General features: G+C 69.3%; 14 protein-coding genes and 1 pseudogene. 8 read left to right on the top strand and 7 right to left on the bottom strand.

The window, feature by feature from the left end:
• The first annotated feature begins 109 nt into the window (after nt 1-109).
• The 3 genes and pseudogenes from CTB96_RS03150 to CTB96_RS21000 all read left to right on the top strand — a co-directional run.
• A complete protein-coding gene (locus CTB96_RS03150; protein ID WP_110125447.1) occupies nt 110-2,131 on the top strand; it encodes a heparinase II/III domain-containing protein in 2,022 nt (673 codons plus the stop codon).
• On the top strand, nt 2,128-3,273 hold the full coding sequence (locus CTB96_RS03155) for a substrate-binding domain-containing protein (RefSeq protein ID WP_110125448.1): 1,146 nt from the start codon (nt 2,128-2,130) through the stop codon (nt 3,271-3,273). The genes CTB96_RS03150 and CTB96_RS03155 overlap by 4 nt, the downstream gene beginning before the upstream one ends.
• 389 nt (nt 3,274-3,662) lie before the next feature.
• Nucleotides 3,663-3,818, top strand: a pseudogene (locus tag CTB96_RS21000) (DapH/DapD/GlmU-related protein); the annotation flags it as partial.
• A 1,113-nt stretch (nt 3,819-4,931) separates the two neighbouring features.
• Here the strand turns inward: CTB96_RS21000 and CTB96_RS03165 are convergent.
• Nucleotides 4,932-5,771: a helix-turn-helix domain-containing protein gene (locus CTB96_RS03165; RefSeq protein ID WP_110125450.1), complete on the bottom strand. Its 840-nt coding sequence runs from the start codon at nt 5,769-5,771 to the stop codon at nt 4,932-4,934.
• Nucleotides 5,772-5,873: 102 nt separating this feature from the next.
• Between CTB96_RS03165 and CTB96_RS03170 the strand changes: the two genes are divergently transcribed.
• Complete coding sequence (locus CTB96_RS03170; protein ID WP_110125451.1) at nt 5,874-6,572, top strand: SDR family NAD(P)-dependent oxidoreductase; 699 nt, start codon at nt 5,874-5,876, stop codon at nt 6,570-6,572.
• Nucleotides 6,573-6,598: 26 nt separating this feature from the next.
• Nucleotides 6,599-7,342 carry a class I SAM-dependent methyltransferase gene (locus tag CTB96_RS03175; RefSeq protein WP_110125452.1) on the top strand — a complete coding sequence of 248 codons (744 nt, stop codon included), beginning with the start codon at nt 6,599-6,601 and terminating at the stop codon, nt 7,340-7,342.
• A gap of 135 nt (nt 7,343-7,477) precedes the next feature.
• Here the strand turns inward: CTB96_RS03175 and CTB96_RS03180 are convergent, their stop codons facing one another.
• The 6 genes from CTB96_RS03180 to CTB96_RS03205 form a co-directional block, all read right to left on the bottom strand.
• On the bottom strand, nt 7,478-7,870 hold the full coding sequence (locus tag CTB96_RS03180; protein ID WP_110125453.1) for a VOC family protein: 393 nt from the start codon (nt 7,868-7,870) through the stop codon (nt 7,478-7,480).
• An 8-nt stretch (nt 7,871-7,878) separates the two neighbouring features.
• Nucleotides 7,879-8,151 (bottom strand): ArsR/SmtB family transcription factor, encoded by a 273-nt coding sequence (locus tag CTB96_RS03185; RefSeq protein ID WP_110125454.1) that lies wholly within the window; start codon nt 8,149-8,151, stop codon nt 7,879-7,881.
• A 99-nt stretch (nt 8,152-8,250) separates the two neighbouring features.
• Nucleotides 8,251-9,165, bottom strand: a complete 915-nt coding sequence (locus CTB96_RS03190) for a MetQ/NlpA family ABC transporter substrate-binding protein (RefSeq protein ID WP_110125455.1) — start codon at nt 9,163-9,165, stop codon at nt 8,251-8,253.
• A 354-nt stretch (nt 9,166-9,519) separates the two neighbouring features.
• Nucleotides 9,520-10,281, bottom strand: a complete 762-nt coding sequence (locus CTB96_RS03195; RefSeq protein ID WP_110125456.1) for a methionine ABC transporter permease — start codon at nt 10,279-10,281, stop codon at nt 9,520-9,522.
• Nucleotides 10,278-11,297: a methionine ABC transporter ATP-binding protein gene (locus CTB96_RS03200; protein ID WP_110125457.1), complete on the bottom strand. Its 1,020-nt coding sequence runs from the start codon at nt 11,295-11,297 to the stop codon at nt 10,278-10,280. Before CTB96_RS03200 ends, CTB96_RS03195 begins: the two co-directional genes overlap by 4 nt.
• Before the next feature lie 52 nt (nt 11,298-11,349).
• Complete coding sequence (locus tag CTB96_RS03205; RefSeq protein ID WP_110125458.1) at nt 11,350-12,729, bottom strand: LLM class flavin-dependent oxidoreductase; 1,380 nt, start codon at nt 12,727-12,729, stop codon at nt 11,350-11,352.
• Between the two features lie 271 nt (nt 12,730-13,000).
• Between CTB96_RS03205 and CTB96_RS03210 the strand changes: the two genes are divergently transcribed.
• From CTB96_RS03210 to CTB96_RS03220, 3 genes are read left to right on the top strand one after another with little or no spacing between them, the layout of a single operon-like run.
• Nucleotides 13,001-14,431 (top strand): aminobutyraldehyde dehydrogenase, encoded by a 1,431-nt coding sequence (locus tag CTB96_RS03210; protein ID WP_110125459.1) that lies wholly within the window; start codon nt 13,001-13,003, stop codon nt 14,429-14,431.
• Complete coding sequence (locus CTB96_RS03215) at nt 14,428-16,512, top strand: primary-amine oxidase (RefSeq protein WP_282433112.1); 2,085 nt, start codon at nt 14,428-14,430, stop codon at nt 16,510-16,512. Before CTB96_RS03210 ends, CTB96_RS03215 begins: the two co-directional genes overlap by 4 nt.
• Nucleotides 16,509-17,384, top strand: coding sequence for a universal stress protein (locus tag CTB96_RS03220; RefSeq protein WP_110125461.1), 876 nt, complete (start codon nt 16,509-16,511; stop codon nt 17,382-17,384). The genes CTB96_RS03215 and CTB96_RS03220 overlap by 4 nt, the downstream gene beginning before the upstream one ends.
• Nucleotides 17,385-17,392 lie beyond the last annotated feature (8 nt).

The raw sequence follows: 17,392 nt of genomic DNA on the forward strand, positions 1-17,392 counted from the left end.
AACCTTTTTCGTTCATCACAAGCTTTATTTGTTCGAGTATGATCGCTTATGATCGTTTTACGGCCAATGGTCGGGACGTGGGCGCAACGGGGCGCGGCAGGTGAGGAACATGAAGGAGAACGCAGTGCCGGATAGAGGGCAAGCGATTTTCCGCGGCGAGCTGACCGCGGCGTTCGAGACGCAAGCCGCCCTCGGCGCCGGTGATCTGGCTCATGCGCTGCCGGGTCTGCTCGCCCACGCCGAGGCCAGCCTGCCGGTGCCGCCCGCCGGAAACCGCGACGTCTGGACGCTCGGCGCGGGCAGCCTCGATGCGGTCACCCTCGGGGGCCTCCTGGGCCGGGCAGCGCAGGATCTCCCGGCCGCGTGGCCCACCCCGTTGGCCAGCTCGGCCGCCCGGGTGCACCGCGACGGCAACCGGGATGTCTGGGAGAGCGCCGCCTTCGCCCGGCAGCACCGGCTGAGCCGTGCCGCCGTCGCTGCCGCGGTGACCCTCGACGAATCCTGGATCGACCAGGTCGCCGACGGCATCGTTCTGCTGTGCGAGCAGAGTTCGTGGTGCTGGCCCGCACACGACGACTCCCTGAGCGCACACGGCGCCATCCTGGCCACGGTCACCGATCCGTATCTTGACCTGGGCGCCGGTGAGGTGGTGGGGCAGCTCGCCTGGATCGACCAACTCCTCGGCGCCCAACTCGACGACCGCTATCCCGGCCTGCGCGCCCGGATGCGCCACGAAGCGCGTACGCGGGTGCTCGACCCCTTCGTCAACCGCCGGGACTGGCACTGGCTCGGGCTGGACGCGAATGTGCACAATTGGAGCCCGTGGATCCAGGGCAACGTGCTGGTCGCGGCCCTGCGGTTCCTGGACGCACCCACGGAGCAGGCGGAACGCGCCCGGGTCATCGCCCTGGTCATCGAGGGCATCGACCGTTATGCCACGGCCCTGCCCGACGATGGGGCCATCGACGAGGGCTACTCCTACTGGTGGAATGGTGCCTGCCGGGCACTCGAGGCGCTCGACATCCTCGCCCATGCCACCGGCGGGCGTCTGGACGCCGCGGCCGCCATACCGAGTCTTCGCCACACTGTGGCGTTCCCCCACCGCATGCACCTGGGCGGTGCCTGGTACGTCAATCACGCCGACGGCCAGGCCAAACCGACGGCCGATCAACCGTGGCATTCTCTCTTCCGCGCCGGCCGGCGAGTGGGCGACCGAGCGGCAGAGGCCCACGCCGCGTCCTACCGCACGGCCGGCCGCGCGGTCGCGAGCGAGTCGGAGGGGCTCGGCCGGCTGCTGCGCGGCCTCACCGACCCGGCCTGGCTCGCTGCCGTCGACATCGTCGGCGACGAGTCAGGGCAGCCTCTGCCGCGGGATGTCTGGTTGGGGTCGGTCGAGGTGCTCATCGCCCGGGAGTCCGCCGGTTCGTCCGCCGGTCTCACCCTGGCCGCGAAGGGCGGCAACAACGACGAGAACCACAACCACAACGACGTCGGATCCTTCCTGGTGGCCTCCGACGGCGTGCCCGTGCTCGTGGATGCCGGGCGCCCCACCTACACTCTCGCGACATTCGGGCCCGATCGGTATTCGATCTGGGCGATGCAGAGCTCCTGGCACAACGTGCCGGAGGTGCGCGGCGTGCCGCAGGCCGTTGGGCGGCGATACGCGGCGGCCGACGCCCTGGCCGCCGTCGCCGACGACCGATCGTCCCTTGCCCTCGATATCACGGCGGCCTATCCGGCTCCCGGCCTCGTGTCCTGGCACCGCACCGTGCAACTCGACCGCACTCGGCGAGTCGTCACCATCACCGACGCCTGGAACCTCGAGCCGTGGCCACCTGGATCCGGGCCGGATACGGCCGAACCGGCGTCGACGGTGCGGCTCCTCCTCGCCGGCGATGTCACGCTCGGCGACGGCACCGCCGTCATCACCCCACTTGACGGCGCACCGGCCCTGCGGGTGCGATGGCCCGCGGGAATTCCGGCCATACTGACGATGCGCCCACTCGACGATCCGATGCTCTCGGACGTGTGGGGGCAGAGCCTCACCAGGCTCGACCTGGACGTCACCGGCCGGGACACCATCACCGTCACCGTAGCCAACGACCAACCGACCAAAGAGGACGCACGATGACCGATCAGGTTCAACACACACCTCTGGCTGCCAGCCGCAGGTCACACGTGCTGAACGCCCTGTCGCGAGACGGAGTCGTTCGGGTGTCGGAACTGATGGACGAGCTCAAGGTGGCACCCGTCACGCTGCGGCGCGACCTCGCCCAGATGGAGCGTGAGGGCCTACTCGTGCGCGTGCACGGCGGCGCCGTGCCCAGCGGCCGAAACCTGGAGGGCTCTCGCCGCGCGCCCGCCAGCGCTGCGGGCGACACCACGCCGACCATCCCGGGGTCGATCGCGGTGCTGGTGCCGTCGCTGAACTACTACTGGCCGGGGGTCATGCGCGGCATGGAAACGGCGGCCGAGAAGAACGGCATGCGGGTGCTGTTGCGCGGCGCCTCCTACGAACTGCAGGATGAACGGCCCGTCCTCGAGCGCCTCGTGTTGCGCGACGATGTGCGCGGCGTGATTGTTGCGCCGAACACCGAGACGATTCACGCCCAGGATGTGATCCAGTGGCTCGCCGACTGCGGTAAACCCAGCGTGCTTGTGGAGCGCGACGGCCTGCTGCTGCCGGAGGGAACGCCGGTCGAATCGGTCACCACCGACCATGCCCTCGGTGCCATGCTCGCCGCCCGGCATCTGGCCGGCCTCGGCCACCGCAAGGTCGGCCTCATGCTCTCCCGCTTCTCGCCGACCTCACGCAAGATCGCGGCGGGCTGGCAGGCCGCGTGCGTTGAACTCGGCCTCACCCCCACCGAGCATTTCGAGCAGATGCTGCCCGACCGCAGCAGCCCCGAGTTCTCAGCTGCCGTGGACGCCACGCTCGACATGGCGCTGCGCACGGGCATCACGGGCCTGCTCGTGCACTCCGACCCGGAAGCGATGGCCTTCGTCGACCTCGCCCTCACCCGCGGCATCTCGATCCCAGACGACCTGTCGATCATCGCCTACGACGACGAGGTCGCCCAGCTCTTCACTCCCGCGCTGACCGCCGTCAGCCCGCCCCGCGGCTCGGTCGGCGAGACGGCCGTCGACCTGCTGCTGCGGCGCATCGAGGATCCGTCGCGGCCGGTACACCGCGTGACGCTCAATCCGAGCCTGAATGTGCGGGGCTCGACCGCCCCGCCGCGCAGCGGGGGCGACTCGAGCGGGGTGTCGTGATCGATCCGTTCGACTTCTCGCCGTGGGACTTCTGGTCGAGGGCAGACGATGAGGCTCGCCGCCGCCAGCTCGACACCCAGCGCGCGCTCGCAGCCCGGCCCGGCTGGGTCTTCGGCACTGACTGCTTCGTCTCCGAGCTCGCCTCGGTCGACAACGAGGAGCTCGAGCTCGGCGACCGAACCTACATCGCGGCCGGGGCCTATCTCACCGGGTCACTGCGCACCGGACGCGATTGCAGCATGAACGCCTACACCGTCATCCGCGGCACTGTGCAGATCGGCGACGCGGTGCGGATCGGCGCACACACCTCGATCATCGGCTTCAATCACACGATGACGACCATGGAGGTCGAGTTCTTCCGCCAACCCCTGGAGAGCCGCGGCATCCGCATCGGAAACGACGTCTGGATCGGCTCGCACGTCGTCATCCTCGACGGCATCACGGTGGGCGACCATGCCGTGCTCGCCGCGGGCGCGGTAGTGACCAAGGACGTGCCGACGGGGGCGATCGTCGGCGGAAATCCGGCCAAGCTGATCCGGTCGCGCCTCGCTCCGGCAGTGCCCGTCGACAACGCTCGCGATGCGCTCGGCATGAGGGTCGCCGCTTTCGCCGACACCGCGCGGGCGCAGGCCCTCACCGTGCTAGACCGCTCGTTCGACGCCCGCTCCGGTCTCTTCGTCGATCGCCCTGGTGCCGCACCCACGGTGCGCGCCCAGTGTGATGCTGTGGAGATCGCCGACCTCCTGCTCGGCAGCGCCCCGCCGCAGCTGCCGGTCGGAGAGCAGGTGGATCGGCTGCGCGGCTGGCAGGACCCCGGCACCGGAGCCGTCGCGGCGCTCACGTCGGATCCGGCCCCGGCCGGGTCGACCGGTTTCGACGATCCGGATGCCGCGTACCACGTGCTCTGCGTCGGGTACTCCCTGCAGTTGTTGGGCAGCGGGTTCGCCGTTCCCCTGACTCTCGCCACAACGGTCTCGGCCGCGGAGACGATTGCGGCCCTCGACGACCTGCCGTGGCACACGAACGCCTGGTCGGCCGGACACCGGGTGGATGCGATCGGCACCGCCCAGCATCTCAGCCGGCTGCGCGGCGACTCGATTCCGACCGGGGCCACCGACGCCCTCTTCGGCTGGCTGCTCACCCACGCCGATCCCCGAACGGGCATGTGGGGCAGCGCCGCCCCTGAGGACGGGCTGTTGCAGCTCGTCAATGGGTTCTACCGCGCCTCGCGGGGCACATTCGCGCAATTCGGTCTGCCACTCCCCTACCCCGAGCGCGTGATCGACACCGTGCTGCAGCATGCGCGCGACGACCGCTTTTTCGCTCCAGCCAGCCAGAACGCCTGCAACGTGCTCGACATCGCTCACCCCCTGTGGCTGACCAGGGCCACCGGTTATCGTTCCGACGAGGTACGCGCTCTGGCCCGCCGCCTGCTCGAGGACGCCCTGGGTTTCTGGACGGATGCGGCGGGCTTCGGGTTCCGCGCGCCCGACCACGACACCCTGGGGCTGCCGGAGACGATTCCCGGCTTGCAGGGCACCGAGATGTGGTTGGCGATCGTCTGGTACCTCGCCGACCTGGTCGGTGTGTCCGAGTCACTCGGCTACCGTCCGCGGGGCGTGCACCGGCCGGAGGCGGCGACGCCATGACGACCGCGCTCAGGCGGTGAACGCCTCGACGCCGAGCACCCTCAGCAGGTCGAGGCGACTGGCGTCTTCGGTACCCGGCGCCGCGGAGTACATCACAACGTGCACGTCGCTGCCGGGTGCGTTCAACACATCGCAATCCAGGGTTAGGGCGCCCACCCTGGGGTGATCGATGGTCTTGCGGTTCGACTCGTGGCGGGCCGGCCGGGCGGCGCTCCAGCGGGCGGAGAAGTCGGCGCTGCGGCCGTGCAGGTCGGCGACCAGGGCGTGCAGGTTGGTGTCGGTCGGATGCTCGATCGCCGCGATCCGCAGGTCGGCAACGAGGGTGTCACGAAAGGCGTCCCGCTCCGCCTCGGTCTTCACCACCCGGCTGTGGTCGCCGGTGAAGTCTCGCCAGATGAGGTTGCGGTCCCGTCCGGTGAGGGCCGCGGGGTCACCGAGCAGGGCGGCCCAGTGACTGTTCCAGCTGAGCAGCCACCAGTCGGCGCTGAACACCGCGACCGGCGCATCCGTCGTGCGCAGCAGCAACCGTTCGACACCCGCGGGAATGAGGTGGGAGATGGCCCCGACCGGGGCGGCCAGGCCGGCCGCCCGATGCAGCACGGCAGTGTCGTCGTCGCTCAGGGGCAGCGCCCGGCACAGCGCCGCCACGACCTGCGCCGACGGGTGCACGGTGCGGCCCTGCTCGAGGCGGATGATGTAGTCCACCGACAGGCCGGCCAGGGCGGCGAGTTCCTCGCGGCGGAGTCCGGTGGTGCGGCGGGATCCGGCATAGAGACCCACGGCGGCGGGCGTGGTGTGGTCGCGCCAGATGCGCAGCAGCGCCCCGAACTCGCGGTGGTTCTCGGTCATCTTTCCAGTATCGTCTGCGCGTCACGCTGCTGGGTGGTACTGGCCGTCCTACCGACCGGGCGTATCTTCCGGCGCCATGCCGGCACGGCGAGAGTGGATGCCATGACTACTCTCACTTTGATCACCGGGGCCAACAAGAGCCTCGGCTACGAAACCGCCCGCCGCTTGCTCGCCCAGGGGCACACCGTGCTGCTCGGCGCCCGCGACGCCCAGCGCGGCCAGGCCGCGGCCGATGAACTCGGCGCCACCTTTGTGCAGCTTGATGTGACGGACGACGCGAGCGTGGACGCCGCCGCCGCGTGGGTGCGAGAGACTTACGGCCACCTGGACGTGCTGGTGAACAACGCCGGCATTCTCGGCCCGCTCGGGCCTCTCGCTGAGATGACAGCGGCCGATGTCGCCGTGGGCCTGGAGACCAACGTGCTCGGCGTTGCGCGGATGACCCACGCCTTCGTGCCGCTGCTGGCGCTGTCGGAGAATCCACGCATCGTGAACGTGAGCAGCGGCGTCGGTTCGTTCGCCCGCAACGAGGAGGCCGGAACCGACGAGGCCAACGTGCCGCCGTCGATCTATTCGGTCACCAAGGCCAGCCTCACGATGCTCACCTTCCAGTACGCGCGCGCCCTGCCGGGCATGCGGGTGAACGCGGCCGATCCCGGCTACACCGGCACCGCCTTCAACAACTTCTCCGGCCACCAGACCGTTGAAGAGGGCACGGATGCGATCGTGCGGCTGGCGACGCTGGCCGCCGACGGTCCCACCGGCACCTTCCAGAGCCGCTACGGCATCGTGCCCTGGTAGCGGGCTGCCTTCCTACACTGGAAGGCATGACCACAGACGCACTCTCATTCGGCCAGGCCGTCGGCGACTACGAGTTGGGCCGGCCGAGCTACCCGCAGGAGGCGGTCGACTGGCTGCTGCACCGGGCGGGAGCGGTGGCCGAGGTGGTGGACGTGGGAGCGGGAACCGGCAAGTTCACCGCCTCCCTCGTCGCCCGTGGTCTCACCGTGACGGCCGTCGAGCCCGACCCGGAGATGCGCGCCCGGCTCGTGTCGAACTTCCCCTCGGTGCAGGCGCTGGCCGGCACCGCCGAGGCGATGCCGCTGCCGGATGCGAGCGCCGATCTGGTGACCTTCGCGCAGTCCTGGCACTGGGTCGACGTGCCAGCCGCCTCGGCCGAAGTGGCACGCTTGCTGCGGCCGGGCGGTGCGCTCGCCCTGGTCTGGAACATCCGCGACCCCGAAGTCGAGTGGGTGGAGCAGCTCGGCGAGGTGATGGGCTCGTCCAAGGCTGAGCAGTACAACAGCCACGAGCCGGCCGTCGCCGCGCCGCTCGCGATCGAGGACTACGCCGAGATCCTCTGGGAGAACCCGCTCACCCGCCAGGAGCTGATCGCGATGGTCACCTCGCGCAGCTACGTGATCACGATGGCGCCGGCCGATCGCGCGGCACTGCTCGTGCGGCTCGACGAACTGCTCGACACCCACCCCGACCTGGCCGGTCGCACCGAGTACCTCATGCCGTACCGCACCCGGGTGACGATCGCGCGGGCTGTCCCGACCGCTGGTTGAGCCCCCGCTGGTCGAGCTTGCGACGGTCGAGCTTGTCGAGACCAGCCCCACCGCTGGTCGAGCCTGCGCCGGTCGAGCTTGTCGAGACCAGCCCCACCGCTGGTCGAGCTTGTCGAGACCAGGCGAGCCGACAGATCAGGCCGGACTGGTCAGCTGGATCAGGTTGCCGCAGGTGTCGTCGATCGTGGCGACCACCACCGGGCCCATCTCGGTGGCCGGCTGGGTGACGGTCACGCCCTTGGCCTCGAGCTCGCGCACAAAGGCGGCGACGTCGTCGACGGCGAACGAGGTGGCCGGAATGCCGTCTTCGACCAGGGCCCGCTGGTAGGCCTTGGCCGCGGGGTGCTCGTCGGGTTCCAGCAGCAATTCGGTGCCGTCGGGCTCCCCCGGCCCGACCACGGTGAGCCAGCGGTGCGGGCCCAGGGGCACGTCGTTCTTCGGCACGAAACCGAGCTTCTCGGTGTAGAAGGCCAAGGCCTTCGCCTGGTCGTCGACGAAAATGCTGGTGATATTGATGCGGATGGGCATGGCTGCTCCTAGGGGGTGATGGGCCAGCGGTCGATGATCTCGCGAAGAGGTGCCGTGTTCAGCTCGTGGATCTTGGTGCGGCCGACCCGGCGCGTGTGCACCAGGCCGGCCTCTTCGAGCACCGCGAGATGCTGGGAAATGGCTTGGCGGCTGGACACCACGCCGTGCAACATCATCAGCCGACCGCAGATCTCGAACAGCGTCAGGCCATCGCGAATGGTGAGTTCGTCGAGGATCTGGCGCCGGGTCGGATCGGCAAGTGCTCGGAAGATGTCTCCCATGCGCCCATCATAGGCAAGCTATTGCTTGCGTATCAAGCCCTCGGAGCCGCTGGTCGGCTCACGAAGTCTCGACAAGCTCGACCAGCGAGCGGGGGCGGGCTACTTCGCGTCGATCGGGAGCAGGATGCCTTTCACGGTCTCGTCGGTGGCGAGGAACTCCTGCACGGCCGGGTCCTGGAACGCGGCGACCAGGTTCTTGATGTTCTCGGTGTCGGCGAAGTCGCTGCCGATGGTGAGCTGGCCGGCGAACTCGTCGGGGGCGGCCGGGGCGAAGATCTGCTGCTCGATCGGGATGCTCGCGGCCAGGTAGTACTCGGTGTAACCGGCGGCGAGGTCGAGGTCGGGCAGCGCGCGGCTCTGGGCGGCGAAATCGAGCAGGGTGAATTTGAGGTTCTTCGGGTTGGTCGCGATGTCATCCTGAGTGGCGGTGCCGGCCGTGGTGCCGTCCTTGAGGGTGATCAGGCCGGCCTCCTGCAGCAGCCAGAGCCCCTGCGCCTCGTTGGCCGGGTCGGAGTACAGCGACACCGTTCCGCCATCCGGCACCTGGTCGACGCTGGTGTACTTGTCGCTCCACAGACCGAAGCCCCAGCGGAACACCGGGGTCGCTGCGGTCTCCTTGAAGTCGGGGTTGGACTCGAGCACCTGGCTCAGCCAGAGCTTGTGCTGGTAGACCGTTCCGGCGATCTCGCCCTCGCTCACGGCCCGGTTGATGGTGTTGCTGTCGGCGAGGCCCTTGAACTCGACCGTGATGCCGTACTTGGGGGCGACCTCTTCAGCGACGAAGTTGACCAGGGCCTGCTCGGCCGCGTTGCCCTCCGCGGTGGCGACGATGAGGGTGGCGCCCTCGGTGGCGTTGGCGGACTTGGCCGGGTTCAGCAGCGGCACGGCAATCGCGGTCGCGGCGGCCACGGCGACCACGGCGATGCCGGCGATCCACGGCCAGCGGCGGCGCTTCTTGAGGGCGAAGCCGTGCGGCTCGACGGGCGGAGTGGCGGGAGTAGTGGGTTCAGACATGGGGGATCCTTCGGGGTGAGGTCTGCGTGCTGTGCAGGAGTGCGGGGGAGTGCATGGCCGGCGGGCGCATGCGGGACGTGCACGTACGTGCGGGGCCGTAAACGTGCGGGGCCGTGCGGGGCCGTAAACGTGCGGGGCCGTGCGGGGCCGTAAACGTGCGGGGCCGTGCGGGGCCGTAAACGAGCGGAGCCGAGCGGGCCCGGTGCGGGCGCGCGGGCAGGCGGGGTCTGGCCGCGGCCGGAAAAGCAGGGGCGCGGGAGTCAGATCAGGTCGGGCGAGTTCGGCCTCAGGCCGGACAGCTCGCCCCGGGCATTCGGCGCGGCGGGCGTGCGGGCAGCCCTCGGGCGCGGCGGGTCACACCAGGCTCGCTTCACGCCGGGCGGCACGCGGCAGGCGGGCCTGCGTGCGGCTGTGCGGCGTGGTGAGGCGCACCAGCCGGTCGCCGATCAACTGCACCGAGGCCACGGTGGCCACGAGGATCACGATCGTGGCGAGCATGACCGTGTTGTCGAAGCGCTGGTAGCCGTAGGTGACCGCGACGTAACCGATGCCGCCGGCGCCGATGGTGCCGGCGATGGCGGAGTACTCGATCATGGCGATGGTGTTGATGGTGAGTCCGCCGATGATCGACGGCAGCGCCTCGCTCAGCTGGGCGGTGCGGATGATCTGCAGCGGTGACGCGCCGGAGGCTTTCGCCACCCGCACCAGCGTGGGCGGCACCCCGCGCAGGGAGTTCTCCACGATGCGGGTGAAGAAGGCGATGCCGGCGATCGACATCGGCACGACGGCCGCGGCGATGCCGATGTTGGTGCCGGTGATGAATCTGGTGAACGGCACGATCGCCGCCATCAGAATGAGGAACGGCAGCGACCGGCCAATACTCACGATCCAGCTGAGAGTGGTGTGCAGCGCCGGGTTCTCGAACAGGCCGCCCGGCGCGAGGTTGTGCACCAGGGCGCCGAGCGGGATGCCCACCAGCACGACGATGAGCATCACGATGCCCACCATGATCAGGGTGTCGAGCAGCGCCGGGAAGACCAGCGCCGGGATGTCTGCGACCGGCACGTTGTTGTTCAGCGGGAGCGGGCCGGTCAGGGTCGCGGTCAGGATGCTCATGCGGCCTGCTCCAGAATCTCGGCCGGCTCGTCGGCGGGCTGCTCGGTGCGGGCGTCGAGGCCGAGGCTCTGGGCCACGGCGATGAGGTGGTCGGGGTCCGCGCCGGTGACGCCGATGCTCGCGTGCCCCACGGTGGCGCCGTCGACGGTTTCGATCGAGGCGCCGAGCAGCGACACGGTGGTACCGAGCTGGTCGGCGAGCCGGGTGAGCCAGTCGGCGGGCACGGCGGCGGAGGTGTAGCTGACGAACCATTCGGTGGCGTCGGCCGCGGCGCTCTCGTGCGACCGGGCGGGGCGGAGCGCTCGGCCGAGGCCGGAGGCCGGGTCGCGCAACAGTTCCACTATCCGGCCGCTCTCTACGATGCGGCCGTGGTCGAGGCGGGCGACGGAGTCGGCGACCTGCAGCACGGTGTCCATCTCGTGGGTGATGAAGAGGATCGACAGGCCCAGGTCGTCGCGGAGTTCCTTGAGCAGCGCCACGATCGAGCGGGTCGAGTCGGGGTCGAGGCCCGAGGTGGCCTCGTCACTGAGCAGCACGCTGGGTCGCAGGGCCAGCGCCCGGGCGATGCCCACCCGCTGGCGCTGACCGCCGGAGAGCTGGTGCGGGTAGTGCCCGGCCTTGTTCGACAGGCCCACGCGGCCCAGCAGCTCGGCCACCCGGGCGCGGGTTTCCGCTGCGGTCACACCGAGGTACTCCAGCGGCAGCGCCACGTTCTGGGCGGCGGTGCGCCGCGAGTACAGGCCATCCGACTGGAAGATGGTGCCGATGCGGCGCCGGGCCACCCGCAGCTGCTTCTCGCTGAGCTGGGAGAGGTTCTCGCCGTTCACCAGCACCGATCCACTGGTGGGCCGCTCGAGCAGGTTGACGCACTGCGCCAGGGTGCTCTTGCCGGCGCCGCTGGGGCCGACGACGGCGAAGATCTCGCCGGCGTCGACGCTGAAGTCGAGCCGGTCGAGCACCACGGTGCGCTGGTCACCGTGGCCGTAGACCTTGGTCAGCTGTTCGAGGCTGATCATGCGGGGCTCCCTATCGAGTCCTGTTGAGCGTTGCGTGCGGGGCGGAGGAGGGTCAGGCGACGGGCACGCCGACGCGGAAGTTCGCGCCGTGGTGCTCGTCGGGCAGGCGGTCGCCGCGGCCGTGCAGCTTGTGCCGCAGGGTGCCCTCGGTGTACTCGGTGGGGTAGACGCCGCGCTTCTGCAGCTCGGGCACCACCCAGGTGACCACGTCTTCGAAGGTGCCCGGCGTGATGGCGTAGGCGAGGTTGAACCCGTCCACGTCGGTCTCGGCGGCCCATTCCTCGAGCTGGTCGGCGATCTCCGCACCGGAGCCCACGATGAACGGGCCGAGCCCGCCGATCGCGCCGGCGCGGGCGATGTCCCCCACCGTCCACTCCGAACCGTCGTGGTTCGCGGCCTGGAAGTTGGCCACCGCCGACTGGATGGCGTTGCTCTTGACGTTGCCGATCGGTTCGTCGAGCGCGAATTCAGACAGGTCCACGCCCATCCAGCCCGACATGAACACCAGGGCGCCCTCTTCGCTGGCGTAGCTGAGGTAGTCGAGGTACTTGGCCTGGGCCTTCTCGCTGGTCCCGTCGGTGATGATGGTGAGCAGCGTGTAGATCTTGGCGGAGTACCGGTCACGGCCGGCGGCCTCGAGAGCGTCGCGAATCTTGGTGACGGTGCCCTTGAGTACCTCCTTTGTCGACGCGGCCACGAAGATCGCCTCGGCGTTGCCGGCGGCGAACGCGATGCCCCGGCTGGAGGCGCCGGCCTGGTAGATCACGGGCGAGCGCTGGGGCGACGGTTCGGAGAGGTGGATGCCGGGCACCTGGAAGTGCTTGCCGGAGTGCCCGATCGAGTGCACCTTGCTCGGGTCGGTGAACACCCCGGATGCGGCGTCGCGCACCACGGCGTCGTCTTCCCAGGAGCCCTCCCACAGCTTGTACAGCACCTCGAGGTACTCGTCGGCGTAGTCGTAGCGGTCGTCGTGCTCGAGCTGGTCTTCGTTGCCCATGTTGCGGGCGGCCGAGGGCAGGTAGCCGGTGACGACGTTCCAGCCGACCCGGCCCTTGGTGAGGTGGTCGAGCGTGGACATGCGGCGGGCGAACGGGTACGGGTGCTCGTAGGCGGTGCCGGCGGTCACGCCGAAACCGAGGTGCTCGGTGACATATGCCATCGCGGGAATGACCAGCAGCGGGTCGGCGACGGGGATCTGTGCGCCGTTGCGGATCGCCGCCTCGTTGGTGCCGCCGTACACGTCGTAGGTGCCCAACACATCGGCGAGGAAGATGCCGTCGAAGCGGCCCTTCTCCAGCAGCTTGGCCAGTTCGGTCCAGTACGCGAGGTCGGTGTAGCTCTGCGACCGGTCGTCGGGGTGGCGCCACAAGCCGGAGGACTGGTGGGCGACGCAGTTCATGTCGAAGGCATTGAAGCGAATCTGTCTGGGCATGGACCTATGCTCACGTTTTCGTGCACCGCCCACATCCTCGGTCGAAACATGGCGTCACATGCGGATGTGTCGCAGGATCTGCGTTTCACCCTCGACGACAGGTGTGCGAACGAAAGAAGCTGCGGTTCCGGCAGTCGAATCGGCCCCCGGCGCATGTCCGCCGGGGGTGCCGTTTATCCCGGCCAGGTGCCATACTGGCCCCGAAACGCTGCTCTCCCGCATGCGCGGGCTGGGCGGCGTTTTCGGACCTGTCTCAACGTAGAGGAGCACCGTGAGCACCCCCATTCTTGCCAACTTCATCAACGGCCAATTCGTGGCTCCGGCCGGCTCGGAGATGCTCGACATCGTCGATCCGTCCACCGGCAAGACGGTGGCGCAGGCGCCGGTCTCGGTAGAGAGCGATGTGAACGACGCCATGGCGGCCGCCAAGGCCGCCTTTCCCGGCTGGAGCAGGAGCACTCCTTCGGAGCGCCAGCGGGCCCTCTTGTTACTCGCCGACGCCGTCGATGCCAACAGCGACGCCCTGGTGGAGGCCCAGCACCGCAACACCGGTCAACCGCGCGCCACTATCGCCACCGACGAGGTGGCCGCCGGCGCCGACCAGTTGCGGTTCTTCGCCGGCGCCGCCCGGCTGCTCGAGGGCAAATCCGCCGGGGAGTACATCGAGGGCATGACTTCCTGGGTGCGCCGCGAACCGATCGGCGTGGTCGGCCAAGTCACACCGTGGAACTTTCCGCTGCTGATGGCGATCTGGAAGATCGGCCCGGCCCTGGCGGTGGGCAACACCCTCGTGCTCAAGCCCAGCGACACCACCCCGGAGTCCACCCTCGAACTCGCCCGCATCAGCCAGGGCATCCTGCCCGACGGGGTGATGAACATCGTGCTCGGCGACGCCTCCACCGGCTCGCTCATCGTGGAGCATCCGGTGCCAGGGCTGATCTCGATCACCGGCAGTGTGCGGGCCGGCATGGCCGTGGCCTCCGGTGCCGCGCACACCCTCAAGCGGGCCCACCTCGAACTGGGCGGCAAGGCACCCGCCGTGGTGTTCGAGGATGTCGACGTGGCCAAGACCGCCTCCGCCATCGCCGACTTCTCCTTCTACAACGCCGGCCAGGACTGCACGGCGATCACCCGGGTGCTCGTGCACGAGTCCATCCACGACGCGTTCGTCGACGCGTTCAATGCCGAGGCCGAGCAGCGCACCACCGGCTCGGCCGACGACGCCGACAACTACTTCGGCCCGCTCAACAATGTGCGGCATTTCACCGAGGTGGTCGACAAGGTGGCGGCGCTGCCCGACCATGCCGTGGTCACCACCGGTGGCCACCGGGTGGGCGACACCGGATTCTTCTTCGAACCCACCGTGGTCACCCAGGTGCGGCAGACGGATGCGATCGTGCAAGACGAGACCTTCGGCCCGGTGATCACCGTGCAGAGCTTCAGCACCGAGGAGGAGGCCATCACCATGGCCAACGACGTGCGCTACGCCCTCGCCTCCAGCGTCTGGACCCGCGACCACGCCCGCGCGCTGCGGGTCTCCCGCGACCTCGACTTCGGTGCGGTCTGGATCAACACCCACATCCTGCTCACCGCCGAGATGCCGCACGGCGGGTTCAAGTACTCCGGCTACGGCAAGGACCTCTCCATGTATGGCGTGGAGGACTACACCCGCATCAAGCACGTGATGAGCTCGCTGGAATAACCGCCGGTCGTGCCGAACAAGAGGAACCGAAGATGACCTTTCACCCGCTCGACCCGTTGTCCGGCCCGGAGTTCACTCGGGCGGCCGCCGTGCTCGGCCGCGCCCATGGCGTGGGCGAGGGCTGGCGGTTCGCCTCGATCGAACTCGTCGAACCTCCCCGGGCAGCCATCGCGGCGTTCGAGAACGACGGGGTGCTGCCCGAGCGCCGGGCACGCGCTGTGGTGCTCGAGCGGGCCTCCAACACCACCTGGGTGGCGGTGGTGTCGCTCGACACCGACCGGGTGGTCGAGTGGGGCGAGGTGCCCGGCGTGCAGGCGAACTTCACCGTGGACGAGTGGGAAGAGGCCGACACCGCGCTGCGCGCGCATCCGGAGGTCGTTGCGGCCCTGGCCAAGCGGGGTATCACCGACCTCGAACACGTCTTCATCGACACCTGGACCTACGGCGACGCCGTGATCCCCGACAAGTACCGCGGCCTGCGCCTGGGCTGGGCGGATGTCTGGGTGCGCGCCGGTGCCGGCGCCAACCCCTACGCCGGGCCGGTGAGCGGGTTGCACTTCGTGATCGACGTGAACACGATGAACCTGCTCGAGGTGGAGGACACCTTCACGGTCGACCCGCCGGCGGTGATGGGTGAGTACGTGCCGCACCTGGTGCCGGAGCGCATCCGCAAAGCGAGCACCCGGCCGCCCCTCAAGCCGTTGGACATCGTGCAGCCCGAGGGCCCCAGCTTCAGCCTGGACGGCAACCTCGTGCAGTGGCAGAACTGGTCACTGCGGGTGGGCTTCAACTACCGCGAGGGCATGACCCTGCACCAGGTGACCTACACGGATGCCGGCCGGGTGCGGCCGATCGCCAACCGGCTGTCGTTCGCCGAGATGGTGGTGCCGTACCGCGACCCGAGCGTTGACCACTTCCGCCGCACCGCCTTCGACATCGGCGAGTGGGGGCTGGGCTTCATGACCACCTCGCTCGAACTCGGCTGCGACTGCCTGGGCGAGATTCGCTACCTCGACGCGGTGCTGCACAACAGCGCCGGCGAGCCGTACACGATCCCGAACGCGTTCTGCATCCACGAGGAAGACAATGCCGTGCTCTGGAAGCACGTGGACCACGACGGCGGCGCAGAGGTGCGCCGGATGCGCCGGCTGGTGGTGTCCTTCCACGTCACCGTGGCCAACTACGAATACCTGGTCTACTGGCGGTTCTACCAGGACGGCAACATCGAGTGCGAGGTGCGTGCCACCGGCATCATGGTGGTCACCCACCTCGCCGCCGGGCAGCCGCATCCCAACGGCACCCTCGTCGACGAGCGCACCTACGCGCCGTTCCACCAGCACTTCATCGTGGCCCGGCTCGACCTCGACATCGACGGCCCCAGCAACACCGTCTATCGCAGCGAGACCCGCATCGAACCGATCGACGCCGGTAACCCGCTGGGCCTGGCGCTCACCCAGCAGAACACCCCGATCGAGACCGAGGGCTTCGACGATTTCGACTGGAACACCCAGCGCGCCTGGAAGGTCGTGAACGAGAAGACCCCGAACGGGCTCGGCACCCCGGTGTCGTACAAGCTCGTGCCCGGCGGGGCGATCCCGTCGTTCTTCCACGCGTCGGCGCCGGCGCTGCAACGCGCGCAGGTGATCGGCCACACCGTCTGGGTCACCCCCAACGACTCCGGCGAGCGCTGGCCGTGCGGCGAGTTCGTCAACCAGAGCGGCGTCGACCACGGCCTGCCCGAGTGGATCCAGGCCGGCCGCACCGTGCGCGACACCGACGTGGTGCTCTGGTACACCTTCGGCATCCACCACATCACCCGGCCGGAGGAGTGGCCGGTGATGCCCGCCGACATCGTCTCGTTCTGGCTGAAGCCGGTGGGCTTCTTCGACCGCAACCCCTCGCTCGATGTGGAACCCAGCCCCGCGCACTGCGCCCCCGGTATGGAGCACGCCGGGCACGACCACGCCGACCATGACCATGCCGGCCATGACCATCACGACGGTGCGGTCGCCGACCATCAGCACGAGAACGGCCACACCGCGCCGGATGCCACGAGTACCGAACCAAGGAGAACAGCGTGACGCGAGTGCCGAACTACGTGGTCGCCTACGAGGCCACCCCCCAGGGCCGGGAAGCCCTCGAACTCGGCGTGGCCATGGCCCGGCTCACCGAGGCCGAACTGCGCATCTGCCTGGTGCTGCAACGGCTCGGGGCCGCGCCCGCGAAAATCCACGCCGCCAGCTCGGACTTCGAGGTACTGCTCGCCAAACAGGCGCACGAGTGGCTGGGCACGGCGGCCGGCTGGGTGCCCGCAGACGTCACCGCCACCACCCACCTGCTCTGGGCCGACTCCACCTCGGAGGGCCTGATCCAGGCGGCCGCCGATCTCGACTCCGACCGCATCGTGGTGGGCGCCGCCCGGGGCGGCCTGTTCAACCGGTTCACCATCGGCAGCGTCGCGAATGCCCTGCTGCACGCCTCCCCCGTTCCCGTCGCGCTCGCGCCGCAGGGCTACTCAGCGCCGACCCAGATCACACGCATCACCTGCGCCATCGGCACCCGCCCGGGCTGGGAGACACTGCTCGACTCCGTGGTGGCGCTCACCGAGGGGCTCGAGGTGGACCTGCGGTTCGTGACCCTGGTGGAGGTGGACGCCGCCCGCGAGAAGCAGTCGCCGGTGGCCGCCGGCAGCTCGGCGCACCTCGACACCGTGCTCGCCTACTACCAACGACACGCACACAGCCAGGGCGACATCAGCACCGAGGTGGGCTCAGGCAGCAGCGTCGAGAAGGCCGTCGAAGCGCTGGACTGGCGGCCGGACGAGCTCGCCTTCGTCGGCTCGAGCCGCCTCGCCGCACCGAGCACGATCTTCCTCGGCATCACCGCCCACCGCATGCTGCACGCCCTGCCGGTGCCGCTCGTCGTCGTTCCGACCTCTCCCGCACGCAGCTGATCGACCCG

It is taken from the genome of Cryobacterium arcticum, assembly GCF_003185895.1.
GTDB lineage: Bacteria > Actinomycetota > Actinomycetes > Actinomycetales > Microbacteriaceae > Cryobacterium > Cryobacterium arcticum.

Excerpts from the sequence above, each read along its gene's own strand:
- CTB96_RS03150 (WP_110125447.1), top strand. The coding sequence starts at position 110 with ATGAAGGAGAACGCAGTGCCGGATAGAGGGCAAGCGATTTTCCGCGGC.
- CTB96_RS03155 (WP_110125448.1), top strand. The coding sequence starts at position 2,128 with ATGACCGATCAGGTTCAACACACACCTCTGGCTGCCAGCCGCAGGTCA.
- CTB96_RS03165 (WP_110125450.1), bottom strand. The coding sequence starts at position 5,771 with ATGACCGAGAACCACCGCGAGTTCGGGGCGCTGCTGCGCATCTGGCGC.
- CTB96_RS03170 (WP_110125451.1), top strand. The coding sequence starts at position 5,874 with ATGACTACTCTCACTTTGATCACCGGGGCCAACAAGAGCCTCGGCTAC.
- CTB96_RS03175 (WP_110125452.1), top strand. The coding sequence starts at position 6,599 with ATGACCACAGACGCACTCTCATTCGGCCAGGCCGTCGGCGACTACGAG.
- CTB96_RS03180 (WP_110125453.1), bottom strand. The coding sequence starts at position 7,870 with ATGCCCATCCGCATCAATATCACCAGCATTTTCGTCGACGACCAGGCG.
- CTB96_RS03185 (WP_110125454.1), bottom strand. The coding sequence starts at position 8,151 with ATGGGAGACATCTTCCGAGCACTTGCCGATCCGACCCGGCGCCAGATC.
- CTB96_RS03190 (WP_110125455.1), bottom strand. The coding sequence starts at position 9,165 with ATGTCTGAACCCACTACTCCCGCCACTCCGCCCGTCGAGCCGCACGGC.
- CTB96_RS03195 (WP_110125456.1), bottom strand. The coding sequence starts at position 10,281 with ATGAGCATCCTGACCGCGACCCTGACCGGCCCGCTCCCGCTGAACAAC.
- CTB96_RS03200 (WP_110125457.1), bottom strand. The coding sequence starts at position 11,297 with ATGATCAGCCTCGAACAGCTGACCAAGGTCTACGGCCACGGTGACCAG.
- CTB96_RS03205 (WP_110125458.1), bottom strand. The coding sequence starts at position 12,729 with ATGCCCAGACAGATTCGCTTCAATGCCTTCGACATGAACTGCGTCGCC.